The organism is Okeania sp. SIO3I5 (genome assembly GCF_010672085.1).
Lineage (GTDB): Bacteria > Cyanobacteriota > Cyanobacteriia > Cyanobacteriales > Microcoleaceae > Trichodesmium.
The window spans coordinates 1-15,813 of sequence record NZ_JAAHHT010000157.1 but is presented as its reverse complement, the minus strand read 5'-3'; the positions used below and the strand labels follow the sequence as shown (position 1 = coordinate 15,813).

At 34.0% G+C, this 15,813-nt stretch carries 13 protein-coding genes; 4 read left to right on the top strand and 9 right to left on the bottom strand.

Features of this window, described 5'->3' with window-relative positions; all coding sequences use genetic code 11:
- Positions 1-134: 134 nt before the first annotated feature.
- Positions 135-293, bottom strand: coding sequence for a hypothetical protein (locus F6K40_RS27135; RefSeq protein ID WP_293140217.1), 159 nt, complete (start codon positions 291-293; stop codon positions 135-137).
- Positions 294-361: 68 nt separating this feature from the next.
- Complete coding sequence (locus tag F6K40_RS27130) at positions 362-595, bottom strand: hypothetical protein (RefSeq protein ID WP_293140216.1); 234 nt, start codon at positions 593-595, stop codon at positions 362-364.
- Between the two features lie 176 nt (positions 596-771).
- Here F6K40_RS27130 and F6K40_RS27125 point away from each other — a divergent pair, with 176 nt between their 5' ends.
- The gene (locus F6K40_RS27125; RefSeq protein ID WP_293140215.1) at positions 772-933 is read left to right on the top strand and encodes a hypothetical protein; all 162 of its coding nucleotides are present in this window, start codon (positions 772-774) and stop codon (positions 931-933) included.
- A 556-nt stretch (positions 934-1,489) separates the two neighbouring features.
- On the opposite strand, the gene F6K40_RS27120 is transcribed toward F6K40_RS27125, so the two are convergent.
- The 5 genes from F6K40_RS27120 to F6K40_RS27100 all read right to left on the bottom strand — a co-directional run bounded on the left by F6K40_RS27120 (position 1,490) and on the right by F6K40_RS27100 (position 8,878).
- A complete protein-coding gene (locus F6K40_RS27120; RefSeq protein ID WP_293140214.1) occupies positions 1,490-2,668 on the bottom strand; it encodes a DNA cytosine methyltransferase in 1,179 nt (392 codons plus the stop codon).
- The gene (locus F6K40_RS27115) at positions 2,665-3,819 is read right to left on the bottom strand and encodes a hypothetical protein (protein WP_293140213.1); all 1,155 of its coding nucleotides are present in this window, start codon (positions 3,817-3,819) and stop codon (positions 2,665-2,667) included. Before F6K40_RS27115 ends, F6K40_RS27120 begins: the two co-directional genes overlap by 4 nt.
- Positions 3,820-3,957: 138 nt before the next feature.
- Positions 3,958-4,635, bottom strand: coding sequence for a pentapeptide repeat-containing protein (locus tag F6K40_RS27110; protein ID WP_293140212.1), 678 nt, complete (start codon positions 4,633-4,635; stop codon positions 3,958-3,960).
- Between the two features lie 504 nt (positions 4,636-5,139).
- Positions 5,140-6,807 (bottom strand): peptidylprolyl isomerase, encoded by a 1,668-nt coding sequence (locus F6K40_RS27105; RefSeq protein WP_293140211.1) that lies wholly within the window; start codon positions 6,805-6,807, stop codon positions 5,140-5,142.
- 709 nt (positions 6,808-7,516) lie between these two features.
- Positions 7,517-8,878: a peptidylprolyl isomerase gene (locus tag F6K40_RS27100; RefSeq protein ID WP_293140210.1), complete on the bottom strand. Its 1,362-nt coding sequence runs from the start codon at positions 8,876-8,878 to the stop codon at positions 7,517-7,519.
- A gap of 794 nt (positions 8,879-9,672) precedes the next feature.
- Here F6K40_RS27100 and F6K40_RS27095 point away from each other — a divergent pair.
- Positions 9,673-10,224, top strand: a complete 552-nt coding sequence (locus tag F6K40_RS27095; RefSeq protein ID WP_293140209.1) for a peroxiredoxin — start codon at positions 9,673-9,675, stop codon at positions 10,222-10,224.
- A gap of 597 nt (positions 10,225-10,821) precedes the next feature.
- The gene (locus F6K40_RS27090) at positions 10,822-11,859 is read left to right on the top strand and encodes an AI-2E family transporter (protein ID WP_293140208.1); all 1,038 of its coding nucleotides are present in this window, start codon (positions 10,822-10,824) and stop codon (positions 11,857-11,859) included.
- Here F6K40_RS27090 and F6K40_RS27085 read toward each other — a convergent pair.
- Together F6K40_RS27085 and F6K40_RS27080 are read right to left on the bottom strand one after the other, a co-directional pair.
- On the bottom strand, positions 11,838-12,152 hold the full coding sequence (locus F6K40_RS27085) for a hypothetical protein (protein WP_293140207.1): 315 nt from the start codon (positions 12,150-12,152) through the stop codon (positions 11,838-11,840). The two genes, F6K40_RS27090 and F6K40_RS27085, sit on opposite strands and share 22 nt — an antisense overlap.
- A gap of 4 nt (positions 12,153-12,156) precedes the next feature.
- Complete coding sequence (locus F6K40_RS27080; RefSeq protein WP_293140225.1) at positions 12,157-12,999, bottom strand: prephenate/arogenate dehydrogenase; 843 nt, start codon at positions 12,997-12,999, stop codon at positions 12,157-12,159.
- Positions 13,000-13,035: 36 nt separating this feature from the next.
- On the opposite strand from F6K40_RS27080, the gene F6K40_RS27075 reads away from it, so the two are divergent.
- Positions 13,036-14,589, top strand: a complete 1,554-nt coding sequence (locus F6K40_RS27075) for a pentapeptide repeat-containing protein (RefSeq protein ID WP_293140206.1) — start codon at positions 13,036-13,038, stop codon at positions 14,587-14,589.
- Positions 14,590-15,813 lie beyond the last annotated feature (1,224 nt).

Here is a 15,813-nt window from a genome sequence, read left to right as displayed (position 1 = left end):
GGAGTGCTTCAGAAAATGTACCGACTCTTGCTCTTGAGGTAATAAAAGAGAAATTTGACTACCCATTCCCGCGCCTGAGTGCTTCAGAAAATGCAACGACTATTGCTCTTGAGGTAATAAAAGAGAAAATTTGACTACCCATCTCCACGCTGGAGTGCTTCAGAAAATGCAACGACTATTGCTCTTGAGGTAATAAAAGAGAAAATTTGACTACCCATCTCCACGCTGGAGTGCTTCAGAAAATGTACCGACTCTTGCTCTTGAGGTAATAAAAGAGAAATTTGACTACCCATTCCCGCGCCTGAGTGCTTCAGAAAATGCAACGACTATTGCTCTTGAGGTAATAAAAGAGAAAATTTGACTACCCATCTCCACGCTGGAGTGCTTCAGAAAATGCAACGACTATTGCTCTTGAGGTAATAAAAGAGAAAATTTGACTACCCATCTCCACGCTGGAGTGCTTCAGAAAATGTACCGACTCTTGCTCTTGAGGTAATAAAAGAGAAATTTGACTACCCATTCCCGCGCCTGAGTGCTTCAGAAAATGCAACGACTCTTGCTCTTGAGGTAATAAAAGAGAAATTTGACTACCCATCTCCACGCCGGAGTGCTTCAGAAAATGTACCGACTCTTGCTCTTGAGGTAATAAAAGAGAAAATTTGACTACCCATTCCCGCGCCGGAGTGCTTCAGAAAATGCAATGACTATTGCTCTATACGCAATAAAAGAAAAATTTTCCGATTCATCGCCTCTGCCTGGGTGCTTCAGAAAATGTCTCGACTATTGCTCTATACGCAATCAAAGAGAAAATCTGACTACCCATCCCCGCGCCGTGGTGCTTCACAAAATGTCTCGACTATTGCTCTATACGCAACAGAAGAAAAATTTGAGGATTCATCACTTTTACTATCAAAATTTCAGAAGAAAATTTGATAATTATTACTAATTTTCCGAAAAAATCTGATCAGCGAATTCTCCCTCCATACCTATTCCCTCTTTTCTAAAGGTGTCTAATTTAAAACAGTAACTCTAACTGAATAGGAAAACTATTATCCTCACATTTGCTATCAACTTTCCCTCTGAAAATTTGATAATTATTACTAACTTTCAGAAAAAATCTGATCAACGAATTCTCCCTCCATACCTATTCCATCTTTTCTAGAGACGTTTAACTTAAAACGGTAACTTTAACTGAATAGGAAAATTATTATCCTCACATTTGCTTTTAACTTTCCCTCTGAAAATTTGATAATTATTACTAACTTTCAGAAAAAATCAGATCAACGAATTCCCCCTCCATACCTATTCCATCTTTTCTAGAGACGTCTAACTTAAAAAGGTAACTCTAACTGAATAGGAAAATTATTATCCTCACATTTGCTTTTAACTTTCCCTCTGAAAATTTGATAATTATTACTAACTTTCAGAAAAAATCAGATCAACGAATTCTCCCTCCATACCGATTCCATCTTTTCTAGAGACGTCTAACTTAAAAAGGTAACTCTAACTGAATAGGAAAATTATCATCCTCACATTTGCTATCAATTTTCCCTCTAAAAATTTGATAATTATTACTACTCCAAATATCCCAAGGAATAGGATTAATTTCTTCACCTGTTAAAACCTTAATTATGTAACAACCAAATGCTTTTGCAAGAAGTGGTGGTACAGCATTACAAATTTGCGTGTAATTTTCAATTGTCTTACCCTTAAAAATAAAGCGATCGGGAAAAGATTGAATACGAGCGCATTCTCTAGGAGATAAAAATCTATGTTCTTCAGGATGAATAGAAGTCATTCCTCTTGTCCAATAAGCAGTATAAGAAGGAATATCTTTTTTTGCCCTTCTATATCCTCCACAATAAGCAACTTTATTTTCTTGATATTTATCTATAAATACCTTCATTCCTTCTCCCATAGGAACAGACCTAATTTTTTCTAAAATTCTTTCACTATGATTTTGAGTTGTGTGGTTTTCTACATTTTTGCTCCCTTCTCTTGCCCAAACTTGATATGCACATTCAGGCAATTTATTATAATCAAAAATCCCTACTTTTTCCCCAATTCCTACTTGAGGTAGATCGGATATTGCTTCCCAAATAGTAATTGCTTTTTCTGTACCTAAAACTTCACCAAAATCTGAATGAGTTGCCTGTGGTTTTTCTGGTTTAAATTCCTTTGCTCCTATCACAAAAAACCTTTGACGTTTTTGTGGAACTCCATAATGACTAGCATCAATTAAAAATGAATTCCAGTAATAAGACATTGAATTAAGACGATGCTCAAGAGCTTGATAATAAACACCATTATATAGTCGCTTAAAACCAGGAACATTTTCAAATATCCAAACTTGAGGAGATAACTTTTCTACAAGATTAAAAAACGTCCAAACTAAACTATTTCGAGGGTCTTTTTCCTTTTTATAACCCTCATTACTAAAACCTTGACAGGGAGGACTACCTACAATTAAATCAGCATTAAATAGGTCTTTATTTGGATTAAATTTAGTTAAATCTAGGCAAGATATTTGATTACCTAAATTAGCTTTAGCTGTGCGACAAGCTGATTCATTTATATCATAAGAACCTAAATGTTTAAATCCAAGCATTTGTAACCCACAATCCCAACCACCCGCACCACTAAAAAAGTCAATATAAGTAAGATTCATAAATACCATTCCTTTTGAGCTAATGTTTGCAATTGATTTTGCAAAGTAATTATAGGTTGATTTTGAGGAGATAAAAGATTAAACCACTCTGACTCAATCTGTCGAATATTTTTACTAAAATAGTTAACCAAAACTAGATGTGCATCACGCAATATACGAACTTTAGTAAACTGATTTATACGTTTTGATGAGCGTGGAGAATCATAACTAGCTAGAAAAGCTTTTTGCACTGATTCAAATTTAGGCAATGGTTCTAAAATTAATTCCTTGACAAATTTGGCTAATCCTTCATCAGTCAAAAATAGTAACCAATCATAGGAATTTTTTAATACTAAAAGTTCCTTATTTGGATTATCTGATGTAAACCAATTGCCATGATTACTGGCAATACCTATCGTTAATATAAAGTTAGTTAAATCTGTTACAGGTGCATGATAAATCATTTGATTTAAAGCTTTTTCATAAGGTTGAATTTCAAAATTACCATCTGGTTTTGCCAATGCACCAAAAACTTTTCCATCAACAGAACGAATTTTTTGCAGTGATGAAATATGCTTTGCTACATAAGCACCTTGTTTAGCTTTTTCTATAGTTGTTGGACCTTTTTTTGCTCCTTCCTCAATTCCTACACGCTTACACTCAAATATGGCAAATGGATGCAATTTTAATATTGCTATCTCTACTACTGCTCCTTGCTCGCTGTAAGATTTTAAATCGCATAAAGCAAGTTTATTTTCATTAATATTTCTGCCAATTAAACATCTATTTTTTTGTAACAATTCTCTACTTAATATTTGATTATCAATCAAATCAAAGTCTTGCAAAACTTCCGAAATATCCCTAGAATTTTTGAGTAACTTTTTAGAAGTTAACGGCAAGATATTAGGATTGATTATTTCGTATTCTTGGCAATAAATACATGGATGAATTCCAAATTCAACATTATGAGTAATTTGAGTTTGCCCAAATTCTGGAAGACGTAGCTCAATAGTAACATCAGAGGAAAGATTCCATTGACGAATTAGATAATAAGTTATAATCTCAACAATTGTACCTAAAGCACGTCCCGCTGCTTTCTTTTTATCTAATGTATGTTGAAATACGCTCTGAGCTAGAACTTTTTGAATTTTATCAATTGAGCTATAAGACACTAAATAACCTCTTTTTAAAGATATTTATACTTTGTCAAAATTTATATTATTATTTCTGCTTAATAGCGCAATAAAAAATGTTCTTTCCTCCTGAATTATGACAACCGATCACTGATAACTGAAATGACTCCAACTTAATTAATCATTAATTGAACCATCAGGCATAATTGTTCCTCTCAGAATTACTCCACTTAAATCTGCATCAGTAATACTTGCACCTTCCAAATTAGCATTACTCAAATTAGTTTCTTGTTTATAACCTCTGAAAGAGAAACTATGAAAATCTGTTCCACTCAAATTACTATCCGCAAGATTAGCATATTCTAAATTAGTACCATGGAGACTCGCATTACTTAAATTAGCTCCTGCCAAACTTGCTCCCCAGAGTCTTGCTTCTAATAAATTAGCATCAGTTAAATTAGCATTACTTAAATTTGCCAGAGTCAAATCTGCTTCTAATAAACGAGTGCTAGTTAAATTGGTATTTGTTAAATTTGCTCTGTTAATATCTGTTTTATATAAATTAGCTTTTTCCAAATTAGCTCCCGTTAAATTAGCTCCCGAAAGATTAGCTCCATTCAAATCTGCACCTTGGAAATTTACACCCGTTAAATTAGCTCCCGAAAGGTTAGCATTTTCTAAATTAATTTCATGGAAATCTGCTCTACTTAAGTCGCATTGCTTCCATAAGAATGATACACACCAATTATCTTGTAATAGATGATTAATATCTTCAGAATTAGCTGCCATAACTGGTGCAGATAAACTAAAGTAGATGAAAGAAATGACCAAAGTAATAGTTGCTAAAAATTTCATTGCTAAAGTTATTTGAATTGAACTTAAATTAATTTTTTTGAACCGAGAAAACAAACTTTATCTAAATAAAATAGATATAGCACTTCGCCCAAGTCAAAAGTTAAAAGTTATAGCGCTACGCGCTAGGGAACAGGGAACAGGATTTATCGATGTCAGCGTCCTAAATCCGTAGCGCTATAAAATGCAAAATTCACTAGCACAACTTCAAACATAATTATATATAAATAATATGTCGAAATTGTCTAGCGAATTAAGTAAAACTTTGACTAAAAAATAAGGTTTCAAACCTGCCCTTTTAAGAGGATGAAAAAAAGTAAACTTAAGTACTTCAACCCTCCGTTTAGCAGAAGCTACTGATAACTGATAACTGAAATGACTCTTACCATTAGACTTCTCCAAAAATGAAAAATAAAATCAATTATTATGCATAAATTACCAATTATTTCCCCTTCCTGTTCCCTGTTCCCTGTTCCCTATTCCCTCTTTTCTGGAGATGTCTATTAATTAACCAAGACTTAGAGCATAGTCATCAGGATTTACTGCAAAAATGTTATCTTGAACATCTTCTATAGAAGTTTCTTCAACTACACCCAATATAAAGTTACTACCAACCAGTCTAATTACAGTATCCGCATCGACTAATTCATAAACTAAACCATCAGCAGGAATAAATTCAGCAATCACAATAATCCGATCTTCAGCAGGAGTAAAATCAGTAATTCTGTTAGCTTGAAGTATTTGAGTTACTTCATCATTTTCAACAACATCAGTTCGCAGAATAAAACTATCTGCACCCGCACCACCTGTCAGAATATCAGCACCATAATCGCCAATCAGATAATCATCTCCGACTCCACCTATTAATTCATCATCTCCTTTTCCACCTCGCAACCAGTCATTGCCTTCTAAACCGAAAAGGGAATCATCACCTTGATTTCCACTGATCAGATCATTACCATCGCTACCTTGTATCTCATCATCACCTTCTAAACCCATCATTACTGAGGAGTCATCAACTTGAGCTATTTCAAGTATATCGTCACCATCGCTGGGTTCATTTGCATCATCTTCAGAAATATCACTCGCTATTTCATCACCCTCATCATCATTTTCTTCTGTTTCTTCATCGCTTGTTTCTTCATCGCTTGTTTCTTCATCGCTTGTTTCTTCATCTCCTTCGTCACTAACTTCTTCATCAATGGTTTCTGTCAGTTGACTAGCGACTAACTCTGTATCTATAGGTTCGTCAATTTCTGGATTGTTACTATCATTGCTAACACTAATTTCAGAGTCATCAGAGTCGTCATCCATTGATAAAATATAGGATACTTTATTTTCACCATCCTTATTAGCATATTCATTGAGTAAATCAGAATCAGTCACAATTTCTGATACCCTACTAGGAATATTTCCTTCCACTACCGTAGCAATAAGAATGCGATCGCCTTCTCGAATCTCTTGTACAAAATCAAAATTCTCAGTTACTTCACCAAATACTGAATAAGCACCGTCTAATTGGTTGCTGATATCTTCCAAGGCAAAGTAAAACTGTGAAGATGCTGTATCTAATACATTACTCCTGGCCATAGCTATTACCCCTGCTTCATGGGATAATGTAACTGGATCATCAACTATCTCGTTATAAACAATTTCTTCTGTCTCTGCAACTTGGATTTCCAGAGGTATTTCTCGTTCCTCGCCTGTTTCTGGATCAATATAACCCCCCCCACCTAAATCTCCAATGGGAAAATCAGGGTCTCTACCTTGTGGATCTCCACCTTGAATCACAAACCCTTCTTCAAATCGGTGGAATGCTAGAGAATCATAGAAATTTTGCTCTACCAAGTCAACAAAGTTAGCTGCTGTTACTGGAGCGCTTGAGGAATTAAGTTGAATGGTAATTTTTTCTTTTTCGCCAGTTTCTTCTTGATCTTCAGCATCATCTCCTTCCTCTTCAAGATCATCTCCTTGATTTGCAGTATCATCTCCTCCTTGATTTTCAGCATCATCTCCTTCCTCTTCAGTATCTGCTTCTTGATTTTCAGCATCATCTTCTTCCTCTTCAGTATCCGCTTCTTGTGATACCTTCTGTACCACCATTTCTACTACTACATCCTGGCCTTCTAAATCTGGTAAGTCCAGTTCTTCTAAAAACTCTAGTTTCTCGTCCATTAGTTGATTGACTCCTTGATTATTTTTCACTTTATTATATTCGATTCCTAACTTAAGTGCGAATAAAAGCTGATTAAGTTAAAAACGAAATATTTTAAAAGAGAATATTTTCTCCTTTTGATAATTATTTACTGAATATAGCAATCCTATTTTATTTGTGTATAAAAATCTTACCGCTTTCGGGAATAGGGAATAGGCAATGGGCAATGGGCAAGAGTTTCAGAATTTATTTCTAGTTTTTGAATTATTACAACCTATGCGCGGATTGCTAAAATTAATAATTAATAATTAATAATTAATAATTAAATAATTCACCTTTCGGGAATAGGGAATAGGGAATAGGGAATAGGCAATGGGCAAGAGTTTGAGAATTTATTTCTAGTTTTTGAATTATTACAACCTATGCGCGGATTGCTAAAATCAATAATTAATAATTAAATAATTCACCTTTAAAAACTCCCCAATAAAGGGAAAAAAAATAAATTTTTTCCTTTTTCGGGAATAGGGAATAGGCAATGGGCAATGGGCAAGAGTTTCAGAATTTATTTCTAGTTTTTGAATTATTACAACCTATGCGCCGATTGCTAAAATTAATAATTAATAATTAAATAATTCACCTTTAAAAGCTCCCCAATAAAGGGGAAAAAATTTATTTTTTCCTTTTAGTCAATCCTATCACTTTTAGGAAAAGGTAATTATCAATTATTCATTATCCAATTCTCAAAGCTGCATCTCCAAAAGGTAGTGCATCAGGAAAAGAAAAAGTGGCAAAATCAAAAAAGAAAGTCGCACTTCTAACTTCTTCTGCCACCGAATTATTGACAGTACCAAGAATAATATTATTTTCCTCTTCTTCAGCTTCTATTTGAATAATCGTACTATCACCTTCTTGAGTAAAAGAAACAAAAGATATTGGCTCCGAAATACCAATTCTATCCCCTTCTGAAAAATTAAAATCTTCTATCGTATCAGCATTATCTTCTTCATTATCAATGACTGCCAAAACAAAAGTATCTGCACCTGTTTCTCCTACTAAATTATCTGTACCAGCATCACCAATTAAAATATCATTTCCTTCACCACCAGTTAATACATCACTATCTTTACCACCCCGTAAAAAATCATTTCCTTCATCACCAAATAAAGTATCACTATCTAAATTACCATTCAGAATATCATCATCCAAACCACCAGATAATAAATCTAATCCTCTTCCACCCCGAAGATAATCGGAACTATCCCTACCATCTAAACTATCATTTCCCTGATTACCATTAATAACATCATTAATTATTGAACCTGTAATTTCATCATCTCCTTCTAATCCAAAAACACCAAATACTTCTTGAGATAATTCTGTAGAAATTTCAAAAATATCATCTCCTTCTGTTAATACTTGCAAAAAATCAATAGACAATGGAATATTAGCACGATTAACAATATTAATAAAATTATTGAGCAGGGATGTATCAGTAATAATTTGTGAAATTCGACTAGAAATTATTCCTTCAGTAACTCTAGCAGCAGTAATATTATCGCCTAATTCTATTTCTTCGATGACATCTAACCCATCTATTACATTACCAAATATGGCAAATCCACCATCTAATACTGGTACATCATTTAAGGGAATATAAAATTGAGAAGAAGCCGAATTTAAAATATCTGTACGAGCCATTCCAATAGCACCTGTTACATTTGGCAACTGTACGGGAGGAGAAACTATTTGATTATAAATAATTGGTTGTCCTAGACCTAAAGGCTTAATTTCTAAAGGAATAAATCGAGGTTGATTTGTGATTGGATCGACAAAATCACCACTTCCTAAAAGTTCCAAAGGAATATCTAGATTTCTACTAAAAGGATCGCCTCCTTGAACTAACGAAAATTGTGGTTGATTTTCGATGCGATGAAATCTCACACCATCATAAAAATTTCGTTCTACTAGATCGACAAAATTACCTCCAGTTATTGGTGCATTGAATCCATCAATTTCGATGGTAACTATTTGATTATCAATGACCATTAATACTGTTGCTAGACCCGATATTTGTGGTAAATTTTCTTCCATTTTTATCTAATTTAATCAGATTTTTTTTGTACAAGAAGTTTATTGTATAACAAATTTTCTGGCTTTTATGACAATCCCTATTTTTCCTAAAAATTAAATATTTTTAGGTTTGAATAATTTTCAACAAATTATCAAATAAGTACCTAGGAAAAATTAATTACAAATTCTGTAAACTAACTCTTGCCTGTTGCATTTTCAACTAGAAAATTTATTTTGCATTACTACTTATTAGTCGTTTGTAAATCGTTTTTGTTCCACTATTACAAATCGCCCATACACTTATAATCATAAGGGATACTTACATGAATAGAAGATATAACCATGAAATTTGAAATGAAAATATTTGATGTTTTTCACCTAAAATCTAGTAAAACAGTTTTTGCTGGAATTGTATAAAGAGTTTTTTCTGAATCAATTCACTCTTTTAAGACTGAATTAGAAGTAGATGGCAATTATTCAAACCTTAACTATTGAAGGCGAATTTATTATGAATATAAAACATCCCCAAAAACACAGAGCTATATTCACTACTGCTCCCCTTCAACTAACTTCTTTCTTCATTTGTTAAAAAACATAACTGTTTCATAAGATACTAAGATAGGCGATCGCTAATAACCCAATCAAAAATTAATGTCTTCTACGGTTACTTCGTTTTTGATATTTATCCATAATCACCTAGTAATTGAATCAAATAGATAGTTCTCTGGATAGAACAATACATTGGCAATTTTTCACAAAAAATTTATTCCCAAATTTATGTAAACTTATCTGAAGTAGAGTTTTCATCATAAATTATGACATTTCGTCGGCATCCCATTACCATATTTTTATCTATTTGTCTAGCTTTAATAACTTGGTTTAACTTTATCCCCAATGTTTGGGCGCTTGGAGGTAAACTACCTGAGTTATACCAAGCAGCACCAGAATTTACCCTACCTACTAATACAGGTGACGGGGAAATTTCCTTATCAGATTATCGTGATGAGTGGGTAGTGCTTTATTTTTACCCTAAAGATTTTACTTCTGGTTGCACAATTGAAGCGCGTAGGTTCCAGCAAGATTTACCAAAATATATTTCTAGAAATGCTCAAATTTTAGGTGTTAGTGCAGATGATATAAACTCCCACGCAGAATTTTGTGATTCTGAAGGTTTAAAATTTCCATTGTTAGCTGATACGGATGGAAGTGTTAGTAAAACTTACGGTTCGTGGCTAAACTTTTTTTCTATGAGACATACTTTTATTATCGATCCAAATGGGATTTTGCAAGAGATTTTTCTAGGAGTAAAACCACCTATTCATAGTCAAGAAGTTTTGGCACGTTTAGATGAATTGCAGAATAGTTAATTAACATAATAGGGAATAGGATAGGGAATAGGAAAAAGTTAGAAAAATATTTCCTAGTCTAAGATTTATAATCAGTAATTGTCCTCAGAAATTCTTTCTTAGCTAGATTAAATTCTGTCAAATCATAATTCGGTAGAGATGTTTAATTAAACATCTCTATAACTCTATAATCTTAAATTTATTCACTAACCTAACGTAAGTATTCAGGGTTTAGCTATTAGCAATAGGATTGCCATAGTATATATTTTCTCTTTTATACTCCCTACTCCTTACCGAAAAATTGTGGTCTAATACCAAGCGTTAAAGAAGAATGTTACAAATAATAAGGGCGATCAAAAAACTTGCTTAGGAGATGTTTTTTTGACGAATTAAATAAGTTATGAACTAAGAATGGCATCTAAGCTATTCCCATTTGACTCCTTACTCCTTAAAAAAACGAGATATTTGTAGCCAACATTTATAAAATTGGTATAAAGCCTCCCCTTTTAAGGGAAAAAAAAGAACATATTCCTTATTTCAAGCCTCCTTATTGCAGAGGTACTGATAACTGATAACTGATAACTGATAACTGAAATGACTCCCTATAAAAACTAATTTATGCAGAATTTACTAAATAAAAAATTATTTTGGTACTTAGCATTACCAATAATTGTAATAAACGGTTGGGCGTTACTACAAATATTTCAATATTTTGGTCGAATAATTACAATAGTTGTTTCTGCAACATTACTCTCATTTTTGTTAGATTACCCAGTGCTTTTTTTAGAGAAACATAGAGTCAAACGCCACCGAGCAGTTATTTTAGTATTTTTAGTAGCATTAGTAATAATATTAGTTTTGGGAGTAATTTTAATTCCCCTGCTATTAGAACAACTTACCGGATTTATTGAAAAACTTCCTAGTTGGCTCGAATCTGGAAATCAACAATTAGAATCATTTGACCAATGGATATCTAAACGGAAACTACCAATTAATTTAACAGGTTTAACAAATCAATTTACAGAACGTTTATCTTCTCAATTGCAAGATATTACAGGAGAAATTATTAGTTTTGTTGTCAATACAGTAGGTAGAATTTTTGATATTTTAATCACCATAGTTATTACTTTTTATTTGATGTTGCATGGCGATCGCCTTTGGAATGGAATATTTAATTGGCTGCCTAATCACCTAGAAATTCATATCCGCAAATCATTTAGACAAAACTTTGAAAATTATTTTATTGGTCAAGCAACACTAGCTTGTTTAATGGGTGTTTCTATGACCATAAGTTTGTTATTTCTAGGAACTCCTTTTGGCTTATTATTTGGCATCGGAATTGGGTTTATGACTTTAGTTCCTTTTGGTACTGCTTTAGGTGTAACTCTCGTCAGTTTATTAATAACTTTAGAAAATTTTTGGCTCGGAATAAAAGTTTTAATTGTGATAGTTTTAATCGAACAAGCAATTGAAAATTTTGTTGCCCCCAGAATACTAGGAGGGTTTACAGGTCTTAATCCTGTCTGGATTTTACTCAGTTTATTAGTGGGGGCACAAATATGGGGAGTTTTAGGTTTATTAGTTGCTGTACCCTTAGCAGGTTTTGTCAAAAATACTGTTAATTATCTCCGCTATTATGCAGAATTTAATCCATAGGTAAAGAGTCTGGGAAGTGTGGGAGGGTGGGGAGGATGGGGAGGATGAGGAGGATGGGGAGATGGGGAGGATAGGGAAGATGGGGAGGATAGGGAAGATGGGGAGGATGAATAAAAGCGGACTTTTCTCCCACACGGACCACACGGACCACACGGACCACACGGACCACACGAACCAACTTCCCACACGAACCAACTTCCCACACGAACCAACTTCCCACACCTCCCACACGAACCAACTTCCCACACCTCCCACACCTCCGACACCTCCGACACGGACCACACGGACCACACTCCCCTACTCCTTAAGAAAGAGTCTTCTACTTTGCTCCGTATACCTTAATTTTTCTTCAATAGTCTGCCAATCTTCTTGTTCAATAAGTTGAATAAACCCATCAACTTCATCACGAAAAGAATAGAGCGATCGCAACACCTCTAGACGATTATATTGGGCCATCATTCGCCCTAACTCGGGATTGCCCCCTCCCACCCGACTTGTATCATGGAAACCAGAACTAGCCAACTTCTGTGCTAACTTAACAACAGTAGGATTACTGTCACTCATACAGGCAACAATCAAACTAGCACTGGCCATCACAGGCAAATGAGAAATCCAAGCAACAGATCGATCGTGTTCTTGGGGGTCACAAAAATAAACTTGACTCTTAAGCAACCTAGCTATTGCCTCAACTTTCTCGACAGACTCTAGAGGGGTATTTTCATTAGGAGTCAGGACATAGGGTCTATTTTCAAATAAACCCAATTGAGCCACTTCAATCCCACTTTCCGCTTTGCCAGCCATAGGATGTCCACCTACAAAATTTGGCCAAATTTGACCAACACCTTCCACTATAGGTGTCTTAACAGAACCCACATCAGTTAGAATTGCAGAGGAAGAAAGAAAAGGAATAAGTTGTTTTAGAGTAGGAATAATACTAGATATGGGAGTACAGATAAATACTAAATCAGCAATAGATAGTAAAGATAGTTCCAAGCTAGCTTCATCAACAACTCCAAGAGCAATTGCCTTTTGACAAGTTTGTTCTCGACGAGAGACCCCAAAAACACGATAACCTAAGGTTCTCAAATCCAATCCAATTGAGCCACCAATTAAACCTAATCCAACAATACCTATATTAATCATAATGTCATGGGTATGATACCAGGGTGCGCCCTAATGATAATCGAAGAACTTCAACTAAAATATGCTGCTGGTGAAAGAAATTTTACTGACCTTAACCTTTTTGAGGCCAATCTCGCTGGCATTAATCTTACTGGTGCAAATCTTAGCGGAGTCAACCTTAGCGTTGCCAACCTAAGTGGTGCAAATTTAACAGATTCTAATCTCAGTAAAGCAAAACTTAATATCACTAAACTTAATGGAGCACATCTAAGTGGCACAAACTTAAATGGTGCTGATTTGAATGTAGCTAATCTAGTTTTAGTTAATTTGCAACAAGCTCAATTAATTGGTGCGAAATTGATCAGAGCAGAGCTGATTAGAGCAGAATTAAGTGGAGCAAATCTTTCTTTAGCCGATCTAAGTGGAGCAAGTCTTGTTGAAGCGACACTCCGAAAAACTAATCTCAGCGGTGCCAACTTAAAGGGAGCTAACTTACGTTTTGCTTCTCTTACAGGAGCTAATTTAATAGAAGCTAACTTGCAAGGAGTAGACCTCAGTGGTGCTGATCTTACTGGTGCTGACCTTACTGGTGCTGAATTGAGACAAACTAATCTGACAGGTGCTAACTTAAATGGGGCTGATTTAAGTGGAGCAAATCTACGTTGGGCTGCTTTGACTGGTGCTAAACTGAAGTGGGCAAATCTAAGTGATGCCAAACTTAGTGGTGCTGACCTAAGTAGAGCAAATTTGTCCCAAGCTAATCTTTTAAATGCTAGCTTAGTTCATGCTGATTTATCAAGTGCCTATTTAATTGAAGTAGATTGGATTGGAGCAGATTTAACAGGGGCAACATTAACAGGAGCAAAAATTTTTGGCACTTCTCGCCTAGGGATTAAAACAGAAGCTCTAACTTGTGAGTGGGTTGACTTGAGCACTAATGGAGATAAAAGTCAAGTTTATTCTCTTAATTCTGGAAAAATCAAAAGTTTTTTTCACGAGACTCTTCCTCAAGTGAAAATTATTGTTGATACTCCTTTAGATAGTCCGAGCCATTATGCTCTAGCTGCTACATATTATCAAATTAGTAAATATTTACCAGAGCTTAATCAACCTCCTTCTATAGAAGTTAACTCTTGCACGACAGTCATTTCGTTTTCAATGAACAGCGATGAAAAATTATTTGCTATTGCTTATATCGCGATTCTACCTTTTTTTGATGCTTCTAAAACTCAAGAGAATATTATCAAGATTATGAAAATACTTAACTCTCAAGACCTAAATTCTTTAACTCCTGTGGTGGCTAAAATAATTCGGCAGTTAAGTACAGTTTTCAACAAATCAATTAAACAAGTTAATCAAATTAATCAAGACAAAGCATTGTTGAAATTTTGCAACGGAATTAAATTTTTTAAGACACCAACAAAAATCACCATAATTAATTCAAGTAGTCAAAAATTCAATGTCTACCATCACCCTAAGTTTGGTAAGCGAATAATTAAGAAAGTTAGTAAAAACCGTGACGTAGAAACCATAATTCAAATACCCGAAACAGAACCATATTCTATTAATACAATTATGGATTTTATTGATGGCTTTCATAAATCATAAATTTAATCTCTAGATAATAATTTTTTAAGGATTAAGCTATTAGCACTCAGCTATCAGATGCCTGATTTCTGCTTAACTTGTTAATAATAATCCAGGGTGTATCTCAACTTTGAAGAAAGCCAAAAATTTATCGTTTCTAGGGAATAGGGAAATCTTCAACAATTAATAATGAATAATGAATAATGAATAATTACCTCTCCTTGAAACTGATAGGATTGACTAATTATGAAAATTTTTATTTATTATCCCCTATCCAAGGGGAGGCTTTAAACCTGAATTTTTCGGTAAGGATTCAGTTATTAGCAGTCAGCTATCAGATGCCTGATTTCTGCTTAACCTAATAATAATCCAGGGTGCATCTCAACTTTAAGGACAATTATATTCTCTCTAAGAATACTCACAATAAAAAATTTACGTTGGAGAAAGTAGGGAACAAGGGGAAAGAGCGAAAAATATTCTCGCAAGGACACCTATATAAATATAATTTTTATTATGGCGAGTTTATTAAACTTGATATTAGATTATGCCTGATCGCTGACACCTAAATACTTACAAAAAATCATCTATTTTGTTCCTAAATCAAATCAATAATTTTGTCAAAAAAATCAGCAGCGATCTTCAAAAATCCTGATTCGTAGGCAACATTTATCAAACTAATACAGCAATTCCCAAGAAGCTTGAGGTACGCGCTTTCCTTAGTTTTAGACAACAATTAACTGGGAATAGACAACAATTAACTGGGAATAGGCAACACTTAACTGGAAATAGGAGACAAATTAAAGATAGGTGTACCTCACGAATGCTGAGAAACGCTATATAATCTCTAATCAATCAATTATAAATATAAAATATTGGATACAAAATCTCTACATGAATTCAATATTTTTTATTATTGTAAATAAAATAGTAAGCATTAAACAGTCAGCTATTATTTTTAGTATAGGTTTATAGCTATATTAATTAACCTAGAATAAAATCTTAACTACAAAAGTTGTTAAAATCTATATTCATCTAAAACTACCTCATTCATTTTTATTGCTGAGAGCTGACTGCTAATAGCTGAATGCTTACATAAAATAAATACAATATTACCGAATAATTAATAATTAATAATTAATAGCTAATAATTAAATAATTCTGGTTTAAAGCCTCCCCTTTTAAGGATAAAAAGTGGTCGTTTAGCTAGCGCACAACTACGCACTTCCGCTGTCGCCGACATGAAAA

Coding starts and splice junctions, on each gene's coding strand:
- F6K40_RS27105 (WP_293140211.1), bottom strand. CDS start 6,807: ATGGACGAGAAACTAGAGTTTTTAGAAGAACTGGACTTACCAGATTTA.
- F6K40_RS27135 (WP_293140217.1), bottom strand. CDS start 293: ATGGGTAGTCAAATTTCTCTTTTATTACCTCAAGAGCAAGAGTCGGTA.
- F6K40_RS27095 (WP_293140209.1), top strand. CDS start 9,673: ATGACATTTCGTCGGCATCCCATTACCATATTTTTATCTATTTGTCTA.
- F6K40_RS27100 (WP_293140210.1), bottom strand. CDS start 8,878: ATGGAAGAAAATTTACCACAAATATCGGGTCTAGCAACAGTATTAATG.
- F6K40_RS27130 (WP_293140216.1), bottom strand. CDS start 595: ATGGGTAGTCAAATTTCTCTTTTATTACCTCAAGAGCAAGAGTCGTTG.
- F6K40_RS27125 (WP_293140215.1), top strand. CDS start 772: ATGTCTCGACTATTGCTCTATACGCAATCAAAGAGAAAATCTGACTAC.
- F6K40_RS27110 (WP_293140212.1), bottom strand. CDS start 4,635: ATGAAATTTTTAGCAACTATTACTTTGGTCATTTCTTTCATCTACTTT.
- F6K40_RS27120 (WP_293140214.1), bottom strand. CDS start 2,668: ATGAATCTTACTTATATTGACTTTTTTAGTGGTGCGGGTGGTTGGGAT.
- F6K40_RS27090 (WP_293140208.1), top strand. CDS start 10,822: ATGCAGAATTTACTAAATAAAAAATTATTTTGGTACTTAGCATTACCA.
- F6K40_RS27075 (WP_293140206.1), top strand. CDS start 13,036: ATGATAATCGAAGAACTTCAACTAAAATATGCTGCTGGTGAAAGAAAT.